The following is a 19,518-nucleotide window of genomic DNA, read 5'->3' as shown; positions in this document are numbered from 1 at the left end:
CTCATTGGTTTTAACCGTAGAGCTTTTTTACGAGGCGTTCGCGGACCGCGCTGAGCTCTTTTTCAAGATCTTCCCTGGTGAGTCCCCTTTCCCTGGCTTCGGCCTCCAGTTCCTGAAAGAGCAGGTCTAAAGGCGAAACTGGTTCCAGAACAATCTTGTTGCCCTCCACGTAGATGCGTAACCGGGTATTCTGGTCAATCTTGAGCTTTTCCCGCACTTCTTTGGGAATGGTTATCTGCCCACGCACGGTGGGTTTAATGAGCGTTTCCATCTATTACCCCCTCCCAGCTTTACTTACTGGATGACACTATGACACTATGATAGCAAGAATGCTTACGATAAACAAGAACACGTGCCCACCACCGGCGGGGAGCTGGCCCTCTAAAGCTCCCCGCCGCTTTAAAACCTTTGCCGCCTTGCCGCGAGGCGTTGCCGGCCCACTCGTAACCGCTTCAGCTTCGATGTCCGGCTCCCCCTCCGGACTTCCTTCCTGCTTAAGCTGGTGTTTCCTTGGGAGCTCGGGTGTTTGCTCCGCCGTTCCTCTGTAGTCTATATGTAGAGATGAGGAAGGGAGGTCTTTATAGTCTTTATACCGGTGCAGTTCAATATCTACGTCCCCGAGGCCAAGAAGAGCCTGCTGGAGCTGCTGGAGAAGGTCTCCGCCCTGACGGGGAGGAGCAAATCTGAGCTCGTCATCGAGGCCCTTGAGAAATACCTCGCAGACGCCGCACTGCCACCGCTCGGGCGGTTTGCCATCGGAATTTCCCGGGAGATCAAGCGCGCCGATCTTTACGCGGAAAGGCTGGAAAAGGCATGATCCTGATCGATACCTACGTACTGGTCTACGCCATCGATGCGCTGGCACCTCGGCACGAGCCTAGCCGCAGATTCGTGGAGGCGGCCCGCCGGGGTGCGGTGCGGGCAGTCCTCGTCCCCCAGGTTCTGCTCGAGTTCTACGCGGTCGTCACCGGCAACCGCGCTCTGAATCCGCTTGCCCCCGAAGAGGCGCTGGAGCAACTCAGGATCTTCAGGCTCTCTTTCCCGGTGCTCGATGCGCCTCAAGAATCCTTGGAGCGGCTCGTCGAAGTCCTTGCGGCCCGCCCGGGCATTCGCGGCGGGGATATCTTCAATGCCTGGCTAGTGGCACAAATGCGGGCACTGGGTATCTCCGTCATCTGCACATATAATGTTAAGGATTTTGTCGGTTTTACTGGGATAGCGGCCCACACGCCCGAGGAGCTCCTGGGCGGCTGACGCCCTGCCCCTGGGATTTTTTCCGGCGGCCGCGAAAATTTTTTCCCTCCCCGCTGGGAACCTTTTCGCCCCCTTCGGTGTCTAACTAGAGTGGATGAAGGGGGAGCCGGAGGTGCCCGGCTCGCCCGGAAAGTTTTGGGCCGAGGGGGTGAGGAAAGGCAAGGCTGAGAGCTTACTAGCTAACTGGCGGATTGACTGGCATCCAAAAGCCAAACTCCAAAATTTTAAGGGGAGGGAAAGAGTTTGATAAAGGCGCGCAAGAGATGGCTTTCCGTATTGCTGACCGTGGCCATGCTGGCGGCGCTGCTTATCCCGCTGGCCACGCCGGCCCAGGCGGCTTGCAGTTATACGGTCGTTCCGGTACTGTCATTGCAGGCGGGTAAAACTTATAATCTAACCACAAGTCCAGTTTACTTGCAAATTTCGATGGATAAAGCAACTGCTCTAGCTGCAACAGGAAGTCAGGTTGATTTGTCACTACCCTCTGATCCGTCGGGCTTCGCTCTGAGCGTAAATACAAACGGCATTCAGGTTGTCGGAGGTACTGTTGCTGTAAGCGTATATAAGACAGGCACCCAAACTCCTCTCGCTTCTACCGATCAGGTGCGTAGCTTTACGCTTGCCGTCAACAGCGTAGGAACCATCTCTGACTCCACGGTGATTATCAGCGTTCCCATTACCTATCTAGCTATTCCTGGTGGAGCCAGCGGTAGTATTAACTTGACCGCTACTCCTGCCTACGGTTCTGTGTTCAGCGGCGGTTCGGTAACTATAGCTACGGTGGGTTCCAAGCAGGTTACTCTGGCAGCGGAGAGTGTGCCGAGCATCAGCTCGAGCGGGGGGCAGATCGGTGTAATCGATATCTCCGAGAATATGGCTGGTGCGCTCAAGGACTCGGGTAGTGATGCAGCTCTGAAGCTAACGCTTCCTCCCGGGTTCTCGTGGGATACAACTGCCGCCCCCACTGTGTCGCTGGTTTTCGGTAACTTAAATGTGACGAGTCCTCAGATAAACCCGACTACTCCTCCTAACAACACACTCTACTTCACAACGGCTAATAATGGCAGGGAACTCCAGATCCATGTTCCTGACGCGGCTGCTTCTACTGGTAGTGGTGCATCCTTCCTAAAGGTTACTGCGTCCATTACGGTCGACGAGAGCGTAGCCAAGACCGGTGACGTAAAGGTAACCGTCTCTGGTGCCGCTACTGCCACTCCTTCTGAGTTGGTGGTAGCTAAGTATGGTGAGTACGGTTTGACGGTCAAAGCAATTTCGGCTCCTGATCTCGTAGCTGGGAAAGCGGTTAAGAAGATCGGGAAGTTCGAGATCGCCGAAAACTTGAAGGGCAGCTTGATCCCTGACAGGACCATCACCCTGACATTGCCGGACGGCGTGAAGTGGGCAGCGATGCCGAAGATTGACGAAGCTGCATCTACTACGGCGGGTATCGATGTAAACGCAGTGAACAACTCCTGGCAGCCGGTGGGGTCGGATGGCCGCATGATCAAGGGTACAATCAAATTCCAAAGCGGTCTTACCTCCACCACCGATGCGGCTAAGCTGGTGTTCAAGGATGCTAAAGTTACTATCTCGCCCGAGTTCAGCGGCAATCTCGACGTCACCATCGGCGGGAGCCAGGGTCTAACTGGTACCATCACTCTTGGCAAAGTTGCTGCCGGGGTGAAGGTCAGCGTTTCCTCCACACCGGATGTCAAGATCGGCCTCAGCGACCAAGTGGCAGGCGATGTCACCATCGCCGAGACGGCAGCCGGTATCATTGACAGCACAGTTACTTACAGCACATACAATGGCGCCTATCCTAACAGTGGGATGCTGGATAAAGTGGAAACCAACAACCAGGCTCAGATCGTGCTAGTGCTGCCTTCGGGCGTGAAATTCAGCAGTCTACCCACGGTTAGCGTCACGCAAGGCGATCTCCAGATCGACACGCCCAAGACCCAGAACGATGATACGGAGCTGGTGATCCCGATTAAGAGCAGCAGCACCACGCCGTCCACCATCAAGATTACCAATATCAAGCTAACTGTTAACCGCACGGTGCCGGAGGGCCCTGTGAACCTGAAAGTCGAAGGCACGGCTGTGAACCAGACTCTGGACAAGGACGGGAAGGATACTTACTTCCCTGGTGCCACTGCGGTAGCTAAGGTTGCTATCGCCAAGTGCGTGACGCCCGCGCCGCACGAGGTCGTTAGCAAGGCGATCTTCAAGATCAACGAGGCCAAGTACACCATCGACGGCAAAGAGTACCCGATGGACGCCGCTCCCTACATCGATCCCGTCACCAACCGGGCCATGGCGCCCATGCGCTACATCGCCTACGCCGCGGGTGTGACGCCGGAGAACATCCTGTGGAACCCCGAGACCCGGACCGCCACCTTCATGAAGGGTGACCGGATCGTCCAGGTGACCGCCGACTCCAACATCCTGGTGGTCAACGGCACCAACGTGGCCATGGATGTCAAGGCGGTGATCAAGGACGGGCGCTTCTTCCTGCCGGTCCGGTGGCTGAGCGTGGCGCTTGGCTGCCAGGTCGACTGGAACGCGCAGACCCAGGAAGTGATCGTGCTCCGCAACGTGGTTCAGACCCCCGGCCAGACGCAGTAACCCTGCGCTTGGCCTAAACCGAAGCCCCGGGAGATCTCCCGGGGCTTCTTACTTGGTGGGGCTCACGTAGCGCAGCACCAGCTCGGTGATGTGCTTCAACCTCTCTTCCGCCTTCCCTGGCTCCAGCGGGTCCCTGCCGCTGAAGTGGGCGGAGCAGAGGGTGATCACTGTGGCCAGCACTTGCTCCAGGTCGAGATCGGCCCGGAAGGCCCCTTCCCTCACCCCCTCCTCCAGCACCTCCCGGAGCTCGGGGAGGAGGTCGCGGCGCAGCTGCGCCAGCACCTGCCGGGCGTGTTCCCCGCCCTGCAGGGCCTCCCAGGCCATGAGGCGGGGGTAGTTGGGGTGGCGGGCCAGGAAGTGGAAGTAGCTGCGGATGGCTTCCGCCACCCGCTCCTGCAGTCCCAGGGGGCGGCGGAGGGCGCTGCGGCCTGCTTCCAGCGCCCGGGCGTGGTTGGCTTCCAGCACGCTCCGGTAAAGCCCCTCTTTGCTGCCAAAGTAGTGGTAGATCATACGCTTATTTACTCCGGCCCGCCGGGCGATCTCGTCCACCCGAGCTCCCTCTATTCCCCGGGCGGCGAAGAGCTCCTCGGCGGCGGCCAGGATGCGCTCCCGGCTGTCTTTTTCCCAGCTCACGACGCTCTCAACTCCTCCTCCCTATTTTAACCTGGGCGGCCAGGAAAGCGAGGGTGAAGGCGATGGCGGCCAGGGGGGAGAAGTAGGGCCAGAGGTTCTCGACCCCTAATTCCTTGATGGCCGCCAACCGGAAGGCTAGGGCTGCCCAGGTGTAGGGGAGGAGGCGGGCCAGGAACACGAGGCCGGGGGGCATCTGGGAGGCGGGCCAGGTGAACCCGGAGATGATGAAGAGGGGAACTGAGAGCAGGGTGATGAAGCGGGTGGCCTGGAGAGAGTTGGGAGCCAAGCTGGAGATGAGGTAGCCGCCGCCGGTGAGGGCCAGGGCGAGGAGGAAGCCCAGCAGGGCCAGCGGCCAGGGGCTGCCCCAGATCTTCAGGTCCAGCAGCCAGGCGGCCAGCCACAGGAGCAGGGTGTAGTTCCAGCTGGCGGTGACCAGGTAAACCAGCGTCTTGCCCAGGAAGATCTTCCAGGGAGGGAGGGCGGAGCCCAGGAAGTGGACCCAACATCCCCGCTCTTTCTCGCGGGTGAGGGTGAGCCCCACGGCTAGGAGGGTGAGCTGGTGCACGATCATCAGCAGGAGCCCGGGGAAGAGGAAGTCCAGGTAGCTAAAGATGGGGTTGTACCAGGGCTCCACGTTGAGGTCCACGGCCTCCAGCGCTGCCCGGATCTCCCGCGGGGCGAGGCCCTTCGCCTCCAGGTGCCCGGTGGCGTAGTCGGTGGCGAAGTGGTTGAATACCTCGCGCAGGTATTTGCGGGCGTTGTAGCCCCAGATGAGGTTGGAGCCGTCGTAGACCGCCAGGGCTCGCGCCAGCCGCTTTTGCTCCACGTCGCGGGCGAAGTGCTCGGGGATGACTATTCCCGCGCGCGCTCGGTTCTCCCGCAGGGCCTGCTCCAGCTCCCGCGGGTCGTCGGTCAGGGCCACCAAGCGAAAGTGGGGGCTGTGGGCGCAGGCTTCGCTCAGACTGCGGCTGAGCTGGCTATGGTCCAGGTCCACCACCACCAAGGGGATGCCTTCGAGCACCGCGCTGCGGTACACCAGCCCGAAGAGGCCCAGGTAGAACAGGGGGGCCACGAAGACGATGAGGAAGAGGACCCGGTCTTTGAGCAGGTGGCGGAACTCGTAAAAGGCCAGGGTGAGAACCGGGCTCACGCTCCCACCCCCTTCCGGTAGCGGAGCCAGCCGGCCAGCCCGGCCAGGCCGTAAAAGAGCAGGGCCAGCAGCAGTAGGTTTTTCAGGTAGTGGCGCAGGAGCTCCACGGCTCCTTTGAGCGCGAAGAGGTCGATCCCCTGAAAAAACCAGGTCTGGGGTAGGAACCAGGCCAGCCGGGCCAGCCAGGGGGGCATGGCTTCCAGGGGCCAGGTGTAGCCCGAGAGGATGAAGGAGGGGAGGGCCACCAGCATCCCGAAGCGGGCGGCGTCCACTGGGTTGGAAGCCACGGTGGAGGCCAGGGTGCCCAGCGCCTGCAGGGAGACGGCGAAGGCCAGGGTGAGGAGCGAGAGCTGCCCCAGGCCGCAGCGCAGGGGCAGGTGCAGGGGGCCGCAAGCCAGCAGGTAGAGCAGAACGGCCAGGAGGGTGAAGAGTGGGATCTGCACCAGGGCCTTGAAGGCCACCAGGAGCGGCAGGGGCAGGCCACCGGCTCGCAGCTGCACCCACCCCGGGCTACTTGCTTCCCCCGCCACGGTCATGGTGGCGGCCAGGGTGCAGCATTGCTGCCAGAGGTTGAGGGCCAGGGCCAATACCAGGAAATAGGCGTAGTTGAGGTGGGGGTTGAAGCGGGCCTCTTCGGTAACGTCCAGGGAGATAAAGGTGTCCCGGGCCTCTTCCACGCTCATCCCCCGGGCCACCAGGTATTTGACCCCGTACTGGCCCGCGGTGGCGCGGGCCACGGCCAGGAGGGAGGCGGAGGCGTTGCTGGCGTAGATCTCGTTGCTGGCGTCGATGATGGCCAGGATGCGGGTGGGCCGGCCCAGGGTGGTGTCGCGGGCGAAGTGTTCGGGAATGACCACTCCCACCACCACCTCCCCCCGTCGCACCAGTTCCCGGAGCTCCCGGTAGCTGGTAGGAGTGGCTACCAGACGGAGGTACTCCGCCTGGGCCAGTTTCTGGGTCAGTTCCCGGCTGCTCTGGCTGTGGTCCAAGTCCACCACCGCGGTCGGGATCTCCCGCAGCACCTGGGCGCTGTAGGCGGAGGCGAAAAGGAAAAGCCCCAGGAAGGGGCCCAGGAAAAGGAGGAAACGTAGCCCCCGGTCCCGCCACAGGCAGAGGAGTTCCCGCCGGGTGAGGGCCAGCGCCAGCCTAAGCACCGGAGCTCTCCCCTTCCGGCGGGGACGGGGGGAGGAGCTCCGCCCACCGCTGGCGCAATTCTTCCGGGGAGCAGGGGCCTAGCTGCCCTCCCTGCAGCCAGAAGAGCCGGGAGAGATAAGGCAGAAATTCCAGGTTGCTGGAACCCCAGAGGCAGGTGCCCCCCTCGTCGGTGAAGCGCCTCAATTCGTCCAGAATGAGCCGGCGGGTGTCGAGGTCGATCCCCTCTAGCAGCTCGTCGGCCAGGAGCAGCCGCGGTCGGTGCGCCAGGGCGCCGGCCAGGGCCGCGCGCTGGTAGGGGCCGGCCTCCAGGCGCCCGGCCGGGGTCTTAAGCCAGGGACCGAGTTCCAGCCGCTCTGCCAGTTGGAGCGCGAAGTCCCGGTCTCCCCCCTTGAGGGCGGCCAGGAGGTCGAGGTTTTCGGTCACGGTGAGCTCGGGGAAAAGGCTGGGCTCCTGGGTGACCAGCCCTACCAGTCGGAGGTAGGGCCGCCCCCGCCGGAGGCTGATCCCCGCCACTTCCACCTCGCCTCCAGCCAGGGGGAACACCCCGGCCAGGGCGTGGAGGAGGCTGGTCTTACCGCTGGCCTTGAGCCCGAAGATCCCCACGAGCTCCCCTGCCCCCGCTTCCAGATCGATGTCGCGCAGGATGGTTCGTCTCCGGCGCCGCAGGATAAGTTTCCGCGCCCGCAGCAACACGTCCAAGGCTTAGCCACGCCCCCCCTGCACCAGCCTGACCCTGGCGGTCATCCCGGGCTTGAGCAAGAGCTCAGGGTTGGCCAGGTCGATCTTGACTTCAAAGCTGCGGATATCTTGCCCGCGCTGCTCGCTGACGGGCTTTTTAACCGCGAACTCACCCGCCTCGGCGATACGCACCACTGTGCCGGTGAAGGTGCGGTCCGGGAAGGCTTCCACCCTTATCTCCGCCTTCTGCCCCAGGCGCACCCTCCCGATTTTGGTCTCGCTCACGTAGATCTTCACGTAGGGGTGGCGCAGGTCGGCCACTTCGTAGACCGGGCTGCCGGCGTTGACCATCTCTCCCTTCTCCACGAACTTGCGGGTGATGAAACCGGCCATGGGGGCGAGGAGGCGGGTATTGTCCAGCAAGGCGCGGGCTTCCCGCACCGCGCCGTCGGCCTGCTCGGCCTGGCCCCGCGCCGCTTCCGCCTGGGCGGCGAAGACGGTGAGGCCGGTGCGCCCCGATAGGGCTTGCTCCAGGGCGGCCTGGGCCTCCGCCAGTTTTTGCCGCGCGGATTCGCAGGCGTTCTGGGCTCGCTGGCGCTCGATCTGGGCGGCCTGGCAGGCGTTTTGGGCCCGCTCATAGGCCACCCGCGCTTCCTCTAACTTGCGGGCGTCGACTGCCCCCTGGGCGTGGAGGAACTGCAAGCGCTGGTAGAGATCGCGGGCGTTCTGGAGTTGATCCTCGGCGTCTTTGACGCCTACCTCGGCCTTCTTAGCCTGCTCCTCGACGTTGCGCAGGCCACATTGGGCCTGCGCCACCAGGGCCTGGGCCTGCTGGATTTTGGCCTCCACTTGCTGGCGCTGGAAGGCCAGGTTGTTGTCCGCCTGCTCCACCTGGCCCTGGGCGGCGGCCAGCGCCCCTTCAGCCTGGGCCAATTTGGCCTCTATCTCCCGGCTCTCCAGCCGGGCCAGCAACTGCCCCTCCTTCACCTCGCTGCCCTCGTGCACTTCTAACTCGGCCACCCGGCCCGGCACTTTGAAAGCGGCCAGGGAGACGGTGGCCTCCACCGTGCCGGTGAAGAGGAGCTCTTCCCGCTCGGCGGTGCGGGCCAGTTGCTGGCGGTAAAAGTAGAAGTAGTAGATGGCGGCGGAAGCCAGGAGCAGGATGAGCAGGAACAAGGCGAGCGCCAGTTTGCGGCGGTCGAGCGTGATCGCTGACAAGGTCGGAGCCTCCCTTCAGAGCCAGGGTGAGTAACTAACCGGTTAGTTACTTTATAAATCCGTCACAGGTAGCGCGTCAAGGTCTTGTCAGGGATACGAAGGCGTGCTATGATTCCTTAAAAAGGTTAACTAACCAGCGGAGGGTGATAGGGTTTGTTGCGACGCTTGGTTGTTTGGGGGATTTCACTGGCGCTGCTGGCGTCCCTATGGTTACCGCCAGCGGCCTGGGCCGAAGGGAGTTCCCAGATGAGCTTGAGCCTGGCCCAGGCGGTGCAGCTCGCCTGGCAAAACTCTCCCGATATCCGCGCCGCCCAAGCCGAAGTGGACAAGGCCTGGGAGCAGAGAAAGGACGCGGCCGATTTGGTTAAGGATTTCATCCCGGCTCCGGGACTCAACGTCCCTCCCCAGGCCGACATGGCGTGGGTGGCCCTGCTCTCCACCGATGCCGCCTGGCAGGCGGCCCAGAAGCAGCTGGAGAATCAGAAGGAAAATCTGGCGGCTCAGGTGGCCCAGGCTTACTACGGCGCGCTGGCGGCGCGTCTAGACTATGAGCAGGCCAAGCGCCAGCTGGGGTTGGCCGAGAGCGCGCTTTCGGTGGCGCGGGCCACTTACTGGGCCGGCATGGCCACCAACTTCGATCTGGCCAAGCCCGAGGCCGATACCCAGGCGGCGGCCAAGGCGACGGGGGCCCTAAAGGAGGCTCTGGATAAAGCTTACGCCACTTTGAACCGCTTGATAGGGCTTCCCTCCGACAGCCGTCCGGTGCTGACCACGCCGCCGCCTACGGCGAGCTTAAAGGTGGAGAGCCTGGACGCCGAGGTGTCGCGGGCGCTGGAGAGCTCGGCCGGCATTTTCGCTCTGCGTAAGAAGGTGGACATGGCCCGCTGGAATGTCGATTACCCCTACGCCACCGGCAAATACCTCAAATACAACATCGCCACCGCCGACCTGGCCGTAGCTGAGCAGAACCTTTACGCCGCTCAGGATCAGCTGAAGACGGCGGTTGTCACCACCTACCGGCAGATCCGGGCCCTGGAGGAGCAGATCCAGGCCCAGGAGGCCCAGGTTAAGGCGGCGGAGGCGGCGGCGAGGCTGGCCCAGATCCGCTACGAGGCGGGGGTGGCTATCAAGCTGGACGTGGACAAAGCCAGCACCGCCCTGGCCGAGGCTCGCGCCAAGCTGGAGAACCTTTACTGCCAGTACGCTCAGGCCCTGGCCGGGTGGAACTACCTCACCGGCCGCCCGGTGGTGGAAGCGGAACAGGGAAGCGGTTGACGGTTTGGGTTCTTCCCTGTATCCTAAAATATCCTAAAATCAGAACTTCAGAAAAAGCGAGGGCGACAGTGTGGCTTCAGCGGAGTTTCTTCTGAACAACGCCGTCACCCCGGAGGACTACGAGTGGGCTGTGGCCGAAGTGCGCAAACTGGGTCTCGATCCGGAGGAGATACCTCACGTCCGCCCGGGCAAGGGTTGAAATCGGCTGGCCCTGGCCATCTGAGAGAGCGTACAATTTCAGTAGGTGACGGAGGAGGTTCATGAAGGAGGAGACCTCGCCCCTCACAGACAACTTTCATGGACTGAAAGAAGGAGCGAGGAGGAGCGAGGTCCGATGCAAACCATCTCAAATATTCAACCTCTGGTGGACCAGATCCTTCTTTTTGGAGAAAAAATCAGCGAATTGATCACCGGTTGCCGCGACTTTTACCAACTCGAGAAGGAAGTGCAGAGGCGGTCTTTAGAAATGTCCCTCGGAATTTTCGCCTGGGTTCTGCAAGAGATAGACACCCACCTCATGAACGCGAGGGACAAGCGAGTTTGGGAAGTAGTGGGGTTCAGGGAAAGGACCTTAGTCACCAGCTTTGGAGAACTCAAAGTAAAGAGGCGGCTTTACCGGAACAAGCAAACGGGGGAAGCCAAGTTTCTTCTTGACCAGGCCTTGGGCTGGTCGGAGAGGTCTGGATGCACGCCGCGCTTGAAAGAGATGGCGGTGAAGCTAGGGGTGGACATGCCCTTCAGGCGAGCGGCAGAAATTCTAGGCTATCTTGTTCCGGGGATCAGCCCCATGGCGGTGTGGCAGGCCGTGCAGGAAGCAGGAGAAGCGCTCAGGCAGGAAGGAGAGTCCAGGAGAGAAGCCGTTTTTGAGAAGGGAGAGACACCCGGAGGTAAAGAGAAGACCTCCAGGCTTTACATAGAGGCCGACGGGATGGTGATAAGACTCCAGAGGAGCGGAGAGAAAAGGAAAGAGGTCAAACTCTTCGTAGCTTACACAGGCAAAGAAGCGATTGGGGGTGGCCGGAAGGCTTTAAAGGACAAGCTGGTAACGAGCGGTGTAGGCGAAGGGGAGAGGATGTGGGAGGAAGTTTACTCTGGGGTAGCGAGCCGGTGGGACATGGGTCAGGTGAAGGAGATACACCTTGGGAGTGACGGGGCGGAGTGGGCCAAGCAGGGGGTAGATTACTTCCCCGGGGCAGTGCACGTTTTGGATCCTTACCATTTGAACCGGCGGCTCGTAGAGGCATTTTGGCACGACGAGGAGACTTACAACGAAGCCAAGCAGGCCATAGCTTCGAGGGAGTGGGAGAGGGTGGAAGAGGTTCTGAACAAAGCAGTGAGGGGAGTTCGGGGAGTCAGGAAGAAGAGGATAGAGGGGCTTTGGCGCTATTTGAAAGAGAACTGGTCTGGGATAATTACTTCTCCTGGTACTGAGCGGTTGGGGACCATAGAGGGGCAAGTGTGGCACGGGGCAGGGTGGCGGATGAAGAGGATAGGAGCGAGCTGGACGGAGGCAGGAGCAGACAGGATGGCGCGGGTTTTGTCGGCGCGGTCCAACGGGGAGCTAGAGAAGTACACTTCTCGGTGGGAGTTAAGGCTGGCCGGGCAGGAGCATCTGGCCCAGGCGGTGCAGGTGGAGGTGAAGCGGAAGGTAGAGGAAGCGAGGAGTTGGCTTAGAGCAGGGTTGCCGGCACTGAAAGGGCCCTCTGCCGGAGCTCCATGGGTGAAGTATGTGCTGCGGGAGTTGAGCCGGCCTAGCTTTGAGCTAGCTTGAGCCTGGTCGAGGCGGGATTGAGGCGGCGTGGTCTCAAATTCCAGGAAATTTCCTCTCCGAGTTCACCTACTAACTCTTGACGCACACGCCATCTGAACGGTACTTGACCGGGGACTGCCGGGTGTGCTACTAATTAAGCAAGATCGGCGTATAGTTCTAGAAGGCGAGGAAGGGGAAGAGGAGCGGGAGGGCAGCCCCAGCGAGCCGGGGAGCGGTGGGAGCCCGGCGGCCAGGCACCCGTTCCGGCCACCCCGGAGCTGGGAGCCGAAAGGAACTTTAAGCCCAAGTAGGCTTGCCCGGTGGCCCACCGTTAAAGGGCAAAGAGAGGGCGCTGGCCGGCTCGTCGGCGCCAATTAAGGTGGTACCGCGGGTTTTAACCCCGTCCTTAGCGTGGGGGCGGGGTTTTTGCCTTTAATTCAAGGGGGTGCAGGCAGGTGGAAAAAGCGAAAGAGTTGGTGCGGCTCCTTAACCAGAACGCCCGCTACTCGGTCGAAGAGCTGGCCGCCATGCTGAATCTATCCCCCCAGGAAACGCGCGAGCTCCTGGGGGATTTGGAGCGGCGGCGGGTGATTCTCGGCTACCGCGCCCTCGTCGATTGGCGTAAGCTGGGAGAAGAGAAGGTCACGGCCTTCATCGAAGTCAAGGTGGCCCCCCAGCGGGAGGTAGGCTTCGACGCCGTGGCCAAGCGCATCGCTCGCTTTCCGGAAGTCAAGAATATCCGGCTGGTGTCGGGGGCTTACGACCTGGCGGTGGAAGTGGAGGGGCAGCGGCTGGAGGAGGTGGCTTCCTTCGTCGCCACCCGGCTGGCTCCTATGGAGGGCGTGGTCAGCACCACCACCCATTTCATGCTGAAGCCCTACAAGATCGAAGGGGAGTTGGTGGAGGACGTGGAAGAGACGCAGAGGCTGGTGGTGTCGCCATGAAGAACTGGGAAGAGTATCTCAACCCCCAGGTGGTGGCTTTGCCTCCCTCGGGTATTCGCCGCTTCTTCGACCTGGCGGCGGAGATGACGGGGGTTATTTCCTTGGGCGTGGGGGAGCCTGACTTCGTCACCCCCTGGCGCATAAGGGAAGCTTGCATTTACGCCCTGGAGCGGGGCTACACCATGTATACCTCCAACCGGGGGCTGAAGGAGCTGCGGGCGGCCATTGCCCGCTACCTAGAAGACGCTTTCCAGCTGCGTTACCGCCCGGAGAAGGAAATTCTGGTGACGGTGGGGGTGAGCGAGGCCCTGGACCTGGCCCTGCGCGCTCTGCTCAGACCAGGGGACGAGGTGTTGATACCCGATCCCACCTACGTCTCTTACGTTCCCTGCACGGTGCTGGCCGGGGGGGTGCCGGTGCTGCTGCCCACTCGCATGGAGGAAGGGTTCAAGATCACCGCCGAGCAGGTGGAAAAGGCCATAACTCCCCGGAGCAAGTTACTTTTACTGGCTTACCCCAACAACCCCACCGGGGCGGTGCTGAACCGGAGGGAGCTGGGGGCGATAGCCGAGGTGGTCAAAGCGCACGACCTGCTGGTTATCTCGGATGAGATCTACGCCCAGCTCACCTACGAGGGGGAGCACGTCTCCATCGCCTCTTTCCCCGGCATGAAGGAGCGCACCGTGGTGCTGCAAGGCTTTTCTAAGGCTTTCGCCATGACCGGATGGCGCCTGGGGTACGCGGCCGGGAGCGAAGTTTTCACCGGGGCCATGACCAAGATCCACCAGTACACCATGCTCTGTGCCCCCATAACCGCGCAGATGGCTGCCTTGGAGGCCCTGAAGAGCGGTCTGGAGGACATGCGGCAAATGGTGGCCCAATACGCTTACCGCCGGCGGCTGGTGGTGAACGCTTTCAAGGAAATGGGGTTGCCCTGCGCCGAGCCCAAGGGGGCTTTCTACGCTTTCCCTTACGTGGGCGACACCGGCATGGCCGAAGAGGAGTTCTGCGAAAAGTTGCTCCTGGAGGAGAAGGTGGCGGTGGTGCCGGGAACGGCCTTTGGCCCGGCGGGGCGCGGGCATATCCGTTGCTCTTTCGCCGCTTCGGTGCAGGATCTCACGGAGGCTTTCCGCCGCATGAAGGAGTTCCTGCGGCGGCACGGGGTGAAAGGATGCTCCTCGGCGGTGGTTATGGGCCGGTGAAGGGCCTGGAAGTGTGGATAAAGGTGGAGGGGACGCGCACGGAGGCCGAGACGGGAGAGCAGGAAACCATCGTCTTTGAAACCCGGGGAAGGCTTTACCGGCGGGGGGAGGCGCACTACCTGATCTACCAGGAGTCGGAGCTGGCGGGGATGGAGGGGACCACCACCACTTTAAAGCTCGAGCCCGGGCGGGTCACGCTCAACCGCATGGGCAGCGTGAGCCAGAAGCAGGTCTTCGAGGGAGGCAAGGTCCACCGGGGAGAGTACGTCACTCCCTTCGGCCGTCTGCCCTGCGAGGTCCGGACCAGCCGGGTGGAAGTCAGCTTGACAGCCACCGGCGCGCGCATTAACCTAGAATATGAATTGCTGCTGGCCCACCAGTCCTTTGGTTTCCAGGCGCTGTGCATCACCGTAAGGGAGGCAGGATAGATTGCTTCAGGCTTCTCTCAGACAGGAGATAAGGGAGGCCCTGCGTCGGGGTTTAGACGAGGCTTTGGCGGCTACCGTTTCGGCCTTGTCCCTTCCGGCGACCGCTCTCCCCCCAGTCACCCTGGAGGTTCCACGGGAAGAGGGGTTTGGCGAGTTCACCACTAATTTGGCCTTCAAGCTGGCCGGCCGGGCAGGTAAGGCCCCGCGGGAGGTGGCGGCTTTGCTGGCCGAGCATTTTCCCGCCGGCGCTTCTCCTTATCTCGACCGCGTGGAAGTGGCCGGGGCCGGTTACCTCAACTTCTACCTCCAGCCCCGCTGGCTGGAGGAGGCCCTGCGGGAGATTTTGTTGAAGGGGCACGACTACGGGCGGCAGGATTTGGGGGGGCGCCGGAAGGTGAACGTGGAGTTCGTGAGCGCCAATCCTACTGGCCTTTTGCATATGGGCAACGCGCGGGGCGCGGCGCTGGGCGACAGCATCGCCGCGCTTCTCGCTTTTTTGGGCTTCGAGGTGACGCGCGAATATTACATCAACGATGCCGGCTACCAGATCGAGCGTTTCGCCGCCTCCCTGGAGGCCCGCTACCGACAGCTTCTGGGCGAGGAGGTTTCCGTGCCGCCGGACGGCTACCACGGGCAGGACGTGGTGGACACGGTGCGGCGCTTCCTGGTGGAGCAGGGCTCGGCTTACGAGGGCGCCCCGCCGGCGGAGGTCCGCCAGGCCCTGGTGAAGTTCGCTATCCGGGAGAAGTTGGCGGCGATAAAAGAGAGCCTGGAGGCTTTTGGCGTGCGCTTCGACGTGTGGTTTTCCGAGCAGGAGCTCCACGATTCGGGTCAGGTCACGGCTACCATCGAGGAGTTGAAGCAGCGCGGGGCCACCTACGAAAAGGAAGGAGCGCTGTGGTTCAAGGCTTCGGAGTACGGAGCTCCTAAGGATGATGTGCTGGTCCGCACCAACGGCCTGCCCACTTACTTCGCTTCCGATATCGCTTACCACCGCCACAAGCTGGAGCGGGGTTTCGATTGGATGATCGACCTCTGGGGGGCGGACCACCACGGTCACGTTCCCCGGTTGCAGGCGGCCTTGCGGGCCCTGGGTTACGATCCAGCCAAGCTCACGGTGATTATCATGCAATTGGTGCGCCTCACCCGGGGCGGGGAGGCGGTGCGGATGTCCAAGCGGGCAGGCGAGTATGTCACCTTAAACGACCTTCTGGCCGAGGTGGGAAAGGATGCCGCCCGCTATTTCTTTATTTGGCGCTCGGCCGACGCCCACCTCGACTTTGACCTGGAGCTGGCCAAGACTCGGAGCATGGAAAACCCCGTTTACTACATCCAGTACGCCCACGCCCGCCTGGCCAGTCTCTTCCGCCAGCTGGCGGAGCGGGGAGGGAGCCTGGGGTCTCCGGCCAAGCTCGATTTTTCCTGCCTGAGAGAGACGGAGGAGCGGCGGCTCATGCACCAGCTGGCTCTATTCCCCGAGGAAGTGGAGGGGGCGGCTTTGAATCTGGCCCCCCACCGCCTGGCCGCTTACCTGTACGATTTGAGTTCCCTCTTCCACTCCTTCTACAATGAGCACCGCATCATAGGGGCGGAACCTGCTCTGGAAGAGGCCCGTTTGGGATTGGCGGCGGCCACGCAGTTGGTTTTGCGCCAGGGTCTGGGTCTTCTGGGAATCGCGGCTCCGGAGCGGATGTAGCCATGAGCAAGTACATCTTCGTCACCGGCGGCGTGGTTTCTTCCCTGGGCAAGGGGGTGACGGCGGCTTCCCTAGGGTGCCTGTTGAAGAGCCGGGGGTTAGGAGTGATGATCCAGAAGCTGGACCCCTACATCAACGTGGATCCTGGCACCATGAGCCCCTTCCAGCACGGCGAGGTTTTCGTCACCGAAGACGGGGCGGAGACCGACCTAGACCTGGGGCACTACGAGCGTTTTATAGACACCGATCTCAACCGCTCCTGCAATGTCACCGCTGGGGGCATTTACTGGTCGGTGATCACCAAGGAGAGGCGGGGAGACTACCTGGGAAGCACGGTCCAGGTAATTCCGCACGTGACCAACGAGATCAAGGAGCGCATCTGCGCCGTGGGGCGCGACTCGGGCGCGGACGTGGTGTTGGTGGAGATCGGGGGAACGGTGGGCGACATCGAGTCGTTGCCCTTCCTGGAGGCCATCCGCCAGCTGCGAAGCGATTTGGGCCGGGAAAAGACCCTATACCTTCACGTCACTCTGGTCCCCTATCTGCGGGGAGCGCGGGAGCTCAAGACCAAACCCACCCAGCACAGCGTCAAGGAGCTCCGGAGCATCGGTATCCAGCCGGATGTTATCGTTTGCCGCTCGGAAATGCCCCTGGGTGAAGACCTGATTCGTAAAATCGCCCTTTTCTGCGATGTGGAGCCGCGAGCGGTGATAGAGGCCCTGGACGTGCCTTCCATTTACGAGATCCCCCTGCGCCTGGAGGAGCAGGGCCTGGGGACCTACGTGGTGCAGCGACTGGGTATGGAAGACCGGGCGCCGGAACTGGCTTCCTGGCGCGAGATGGTGCACCGCCTCTACCATCCCCGCCGGGAGGTGCCCATAGCTCTGGTGGGCAAGTACGTGGATCTGCGCGACGCTTACTTCAGCGTAGTGCAGGCGCTGATCCACGCCGGCTGTGCTCATAATGCCCGGGTAAAGATTTGCTGGGTAAGCGCCGAAGATCTGGAAAAGAATCCCCCCTCTCGCCTGCTGGAGGGAGTGGGGGGGATCTTGGTCCCCGGCGGTTTTGGCGAGCGAGGCGTGGAAGGTAAGATCGCGGCCATCCGTTACGCCCGGGAGGAAGGGATACCGTTTCTGGGCATTTGCCTGGGAATGCAGCTGGCGGTGGTGGAGTTCGCCCGCTCGGTGGCGGGGCTGGAAGGAGCGCACAGCGCCGAGTTCGATCCCCACACTCCCCACCCGGTCATCGATCTTTTGCCGGAGCAGCGGGCGGTGACCGACAAGGGAGGGACCATGCGTCTGGGTGGTTACCCTTGCCGGGTGGTTCCCGGCACCAGGGCCTACGCCGCCTACGGGGTCCCGGAGGTGCGTGAGCGGCACCGGCACCGCTACGAATTCAACAACGACTACCGCTATATCCTGGCGGAAAAGGGTCTGGTTCTAAGCGGCCTTTCTCCCGACGGGCGCCTGGTGGAGGTGGTGGAACTGCCCCACCACCCGTGGTTCGTGGCGACCCAATTCCATCCGGAATTTAAGTCTCGCCCTGCCCGTCCTCACCCCCTCTTTCGCGATTTCGTGGGGGCGGCGCTAGCTCTGGCCGGCCGGGAGTTGCTTAAAGAGGAGGAGGAGACGCTGTGCGGAAGCGAGTTTTAGGCGGCGTCGCGCTGGGGGTCATTGGGCTGCTCCTGGTGCTGGCGGCCGTGTGGGGCCGTGGCCGGGAAGAGAGCCCGGTCCGCGGCGGTGGTAAGGTGGGCCTGGTCTATCTCACCGGGGTTATCGCTGGGGAGGGCGGCGCGCCTTCGCTCTTCGGGGGCCCGGCCGACTCCCGGGGAGTAATCGAGGCGTTGGGCCGGGCGGAGAAGGACCCTTCCATCAAGGCGGTGGTGTTGCGTATCGATAGCCCGGGCGGCAGCGCCGCGGCCAGCCAGGAGATCAGCGATGCGGTGCGCCGGGTGCAGCGAGCGGGCAAAAAAGTGGTCGTGTCGATGGGTGACACGGCGGCTTCTGGGGGGTACTGGGTGGCGGCCAGTGCCGACCGCATCGTAGCTCTACCGGCTACCATTACCGGGAGCATAGGCGTGATCTTCGAGACCACCAACCTATCGGGCCTGTACCACAAGCTGGGTGTGGAACCGGAGATAGTTAAAAGCGGACCTTACAAGGATATGGGCAATCCCGGCCGCCCCCTAACGCCGGAGGAGCGGAAAATCTTGCAGGGCATGGTAGACGATATTTACCAGCAATTCGTGAACCACGTGGCCGAGGGAAGGCATATGCCCCGGGATAAGGTGCTGGCGCTGGCCGATGGCCGGGTTTTCACTGGACAGCAGGCTAAAGAGCTCGGCCTGGTGGACGAGCTGGGGGACCTGCACACGGCGGTGCGCCTGGCCGGGGAGTTGGCCGGGATCAAAGGAAAGCCGGAAGTGCAGGAGCTCGGTTACCGCTCCTTTTTCCAGCGCCTGTTTGGGGTTCCCCTGGGGGAGCGTTTCGCTCCCCAATTGCCGAAAGGAGGCTTGCGCTCTTGACCGAAGAGAGGATGGGAATCCTTGAACTCCTCGCCGGTATGCTTTTCGCTCCCTTGCAAACCATCAGGCGCGCGGAGGCCCGCAGGAGTTTTAAATCCGCCCTAACCCTCTACCTGCTGGTGCTGGTGCTCAACGGGCTTACCAACCTCCTACTCATGCGCGCGTCCAGTTCCGCTTCGGCTTCGCTTCCCCACGCTACGGTTCCCTTTCTGGCGGCTTTCCTGCTGCTGGGCATCCCGCTGGCCTTGATGCTATGGTTGCTGCAGGCCAGCTTCTTTTACCTGGTGGGCCACCTGATGGGGGGGCGGGGCACGCCCCTGGGGGTGCTCTCGGTCTGCGCTTTGGTGATCACTCCCCAGCTCTATCTGGTGCCCCTGGATGTGTTGCTGGTGCTGGCGCGGGTTTCGGAAGCGGCCACCTCGCTGGTTGGAGGTCTGGCCGGGCTGGCCCTGCTGGTCTGGATGGCGGTGCTGCTGGTGGTGGGGCTGCGGGAGGAGCACGAGTTGGCCACCGGGCAGGCGGTGCTGCTGGTGTTGGTTCCGTTGCTGGCTCTGATCTTCCTCGTCTTCCTGGTGGCGATGGTGGTCGGCGTGGTCGCTGCGGTCCTGGGGCTGGGAGGGCTGGGTAAGCCATGAGCTACCTGCTGGTGGTGGATGACGAGCCGCTGGTGCGGCTGGTGATGCGCGAGGCTTTGGCGGCCGCCGGCTGGAGAGTGGCCGAGGCGTCCGGTGGCGATGAGGCCCGGGAACTCATCGCCCAGGAAAGGCCGGAGTTGGTGGTGCTGGATCTGAACTGCCCTGGGGGAGAGGCCCTCCGGCACGAGCTCCAGGGGCAGGTCCCGCTGGTGCTGGTCACGGGAGACGAAGGAGTGGGCGAGGAATTGGGGGTGCCGGTGCTGCACAAGCCTTTCGATTTGAACCAGCTCCGGCAGCTGATCCGAAGCGAACTTTCCGGACTTTAACGGCAGGAATCGAGTTGACGGCAGC

The 19,518-nt window shown here is 62.4% G+C and carries 20 protein-coding genes; 14 read left to right on the top strand and 6 right to left on the bottom strand.

Annotated features, from left to right (window positions below; translation table 11 throughout):
• Window positions 1-10: 10 nt before the first annotated feature.
• The gene (locus ACTLLP_RS09460) at window positions 11-271 is read right to left on the bottom strand and encodes an AbrB/MazE/SpoVT family DNA-binding domain-containing protein (protein WP_441059275.1); all 261 of its coding nucleotides are present in this window, start codon (window positions 269-271) and stop codon (window positions 11-13) included.
• A 324-nt stretch (window positions 272-595) separates the two neighbouring features.
• Between ACTLLP_RS09460 and ACTLLP_RS09455 the strand changes: the two genes are divergently transcribed.
• The 3 genes from ACTLLP_RS09455 (at window position 596) to ACTLLP_RS09445 (ending at window position 3,879) form a co-directional block, all read left to right on the top strand.
• Complete coding sequence (locus ACTLLP_RS09455) at window positions 596-817, top strand: YlcI/YnfO family protein (protein ID WP_441059273.1); 222 nt, start codon at window positions 596-598, stop codon at window positions 815-817.
• A complete protein-coding gene (locus ACTLLP_RS09450) occupies window positions 814-1,254 on the top strand; it encodes a type II toxin-antitoxin system VapC family toxin (RefSeq protein ID WP_441059271.1) in 441 nt (146 codons plus the stop codon). Before ACTLLP_RS09455 ends, ACTLLP_RS09450 begins: the two co-directional genes overlap by 4 nt.
• Before the next feature lie 243 nt (window positions 1,255-1,497).
• Entirely contained in the window at window positions 1,498-3,879 is a 2,382-nt protein-coding gene (locus ACTLLP_RS09445; protein WP_441059269.1) for a stalk domain-containing protein, read from the top strand.
• Between the two features lie 48 nt (window positions 3,880-3,927).
• On the opposite strand, the gene ACTLLP_RS09440 is transcribed toward ACTLLP_RS09445, so the two are convergent.
• The 5 genes from ACTLLP_RS09440 to ACTLLP_RS09420 are packed head-to-tail and all read right to left on the bottom strand — an operon-like array spanning window position 3,928 to window position 8,713.
• Window positions 3,928-4,512, bottom strand: a complete 585-nt coding sequence (locus tag ACTLLP_RS09440; RefSeq protein ID WP_441059267.1) for a TetR/AcrR family transcriptional regulator — start codon at window positions 4,510-4,512, stop codon at window positions 3,928-3,930.
• A gap of 7 nt (window positions 4,513-4,519) precedes the next feature.
• Window positions 4,520-5,662: an ABC transporter permease gene (locus tag ACTLLP_RS09435; protein ID WP_441059265.1), complete on the bottom strand. Its 1,143-nt coding sequence runs from the start codon at window positions 5,660-5,662 to the stop codon at window positions 4,520-4,522.
• Window positions 5,659-6,816 (bottom strand): ABC transporter permease, encoded by a 1,158-nt coding sequence (locus ACTLLP_RS09430; protein ID WP_441059263.1) that lies wholly within the window; start codon window positions 6,814-6,816, stop codon window positions 5,659-5,661. The genes ACTLLP_RS09435 and ACTLLP_RS09430 overlap by 4 nt, the downstream gene beginning before the upstream one ends.
• Window positions 6,809-7,510, bottom strand: a complete 702-nt coding sequence (locus ACTLLP_RS09425) for an ABC transporter ATP-binding protein (RefSeq protein WP_441061755.1) — start codon at window positions 7,508-7,510, stop codon at window positions 6,809-6,811. Before ACTLLP_RS09425 ends, ACTLLP_RS09430 begins: the two co-directional genes overlap by 8 nt.
• Window positions 7,511-7,519: 9 nt before the next feature.
• A complete protein-coding gene (locus ACTLLP_RS09420; RefSeq protein ID WP_441059261.1) occupies window positions 7,520-8,713 on the bottom strand; it encodes an HlyD family secretion protein in 1,194 nt (397 codons plus the stop codon).
• A gap of 156 nt (window positions 8,714-8,869) precedes the next feature.
• Between ACTLLP_RS09420 and ACTLLP_RS09415 the strand changes: the two genes are divergently transcribed.
• The 11 genes from ACTLLP_RS09415 to ACTLLP_RS09365 all read left to right on the top strand — a co-directional run bounded on the left by ACTLLP_RS09415 (window position 8,870) and on the right by ACTLLP_RS09365 (window position 19,493).
• Entirely contained in the window at window positions 8,870-9,988 is a 1,119-nt protein-coding gene (locus tag ACTLLP_RS09415) for a TolC family protein (RefSeq protein ID WP_441059259.1), read from the top strand.
• Between the two features lie 70 nt (window positions 9,989-10,058).
• Window positions 10,059-10,187 (top strand): hypothetical protein, encoded by a 129-nt coding sequence (locus ACTLLP_RS09410; protein ID WP_441059257.1) that lies wholly within the window; start codon window positions 10,059-10,061, stop codon window positions 10,185-10,187.
• A 144-nt stretch (window positions 10,188-10,331) separates the two neighbouring features.
• Window positions 10,332-11,759 carry an ISLre2 family transposase gene (locus ACTLLP_RS09405; protein WP_441061752.1) on the top strand — a complete coding sequence of 476 codons (1,428 nt, stop codon included), beginning with the start codon at window positions 10,332-10,334 and terminating at the stop codon, window positions 11,757-11,759.
• Window positions 11,760-12,193: 434 nt separating this feature from the next.
• On the top strand, window positions 12,194-12,682 hold the full coding sequence (locus tag ACTLLP_RS09400; protein ID WP_441059255.1) for an Lrp/AsnC family transcriptional regulator: 489 nt from the start codon (window positions 12,194-12,196) through the stop codon (window positions 12,680-12,682).
• The gene (locus ACTLLP_RS09395; protein ID WP_441059253.1) at window positions 12,679-13,884 is read left to right on the top strand and encodes an aminotransferase class I/II-fold pyridoxal phosphate-dependent enzyme; all 1,206 of its coding nucleotides are present in this window, start codon (window positions 12,679-12,681) and stop codon (window positions 13,882-13,884) included. Before ACTLLP_RS09400 ends, ACTLLP_RS09395 begins: the two co-directional genes overlap by 4 nt.
• Window positions 13,854-14,312, top strand: coding sequence for a YwiB family protein (locus ACTLLP_RS09390; protein WP_441059251.1), 459 nt, complete (start codon window positions 13,854-13,856; stop codon window positions 14,310-14,312). The genes ACTLLP_RS09395 and ACTLLP_RS09390 overlap by 31 nt, the downstream gene beginning before the upstream one ends.
• Before the next feature lies 1 nt (window position 14,313).
• Window positions 14,314-16,008 carry an arginine--tRNA ligase gene (argS, locus tag ACTLLP_RS09385; protein ID WP_441059249.1) on the top strand — a complete coding sequence of 565 codons (1,695 nt, stop codon included), beginning with the start codon at window positions 14,314-14,316 and terminating at the stop codon, window positions 16,006-16,008.
• 2 nt (window positions 16,009-16,010) lie between these two features.
• Window positions 16,011-17,660 carry a CTP synthase gene (gene pyrG / locus ACTLLP_RS09380; RefSeq protein ID WP_441059247.1) on the top strand — a complete coding sequence of 550 codons (1,650 nt, stop codon included), beginning with the start codon at window positions 16,011-16,013 and terminating at the stop codon, window positions 17,658-17,660.
• Complete coding sequence (gene sppA, locus ACTLLP_RS09375) at window positions 17,642-18,532, top strand: signal peptide peptidase SppA (protein ID WP_441059245.1); 891 nt, start codon at window positions 17,642-17,644, stop codon at window positions 18,530-18,532. Before pyrG ends, sppA begins: the two co-directional genes overlap by 19 nt.
• On the top strand, window positions 18,529-19,167 hold the full coding sequence (locus ACTLLP_RS09370) for a YIP1 family protein (protein WP_441059243.1): 639 nt from the start codon (window positions 18,529-18,531) through the stop codon (window positions 19,165-19,167). The genes sppA and ACTLLP_RS09370 overlap by 4 nt, the downstream gene beginning before the upstream one ends.
• Entirely contained in the window at window positions 19,164-19,493 is a 330-nt protein-coding gene (locus tag ACTLLP_RS09365) for a response regulator (protein WP_441059241.1), read from the top strand. The genes ACTLLP_RS09370 and ACTLLP_RS09365 overlap by 4 nt, the downstream gene beginning before the upstream one ends.
• Window positions 19,494-19,518: the final 25 nt, after the last annotated feature.

Origin of the sequence: Desulfothermobacter acidiphilus (assembly GCF_052073645.1) — a bacterium.
In the GTDB taxonomy this organism is placed as follows: Bacteria; Bacillota; Desulfotomaculia; order Desulfotomaculales; family Ammonificaceae; genus Desulfothermobacter; species Desulfothermobacter acidiphilus.
This window is presented reverse-complemented; position numbering and strand designations above follow the sequence as displayed.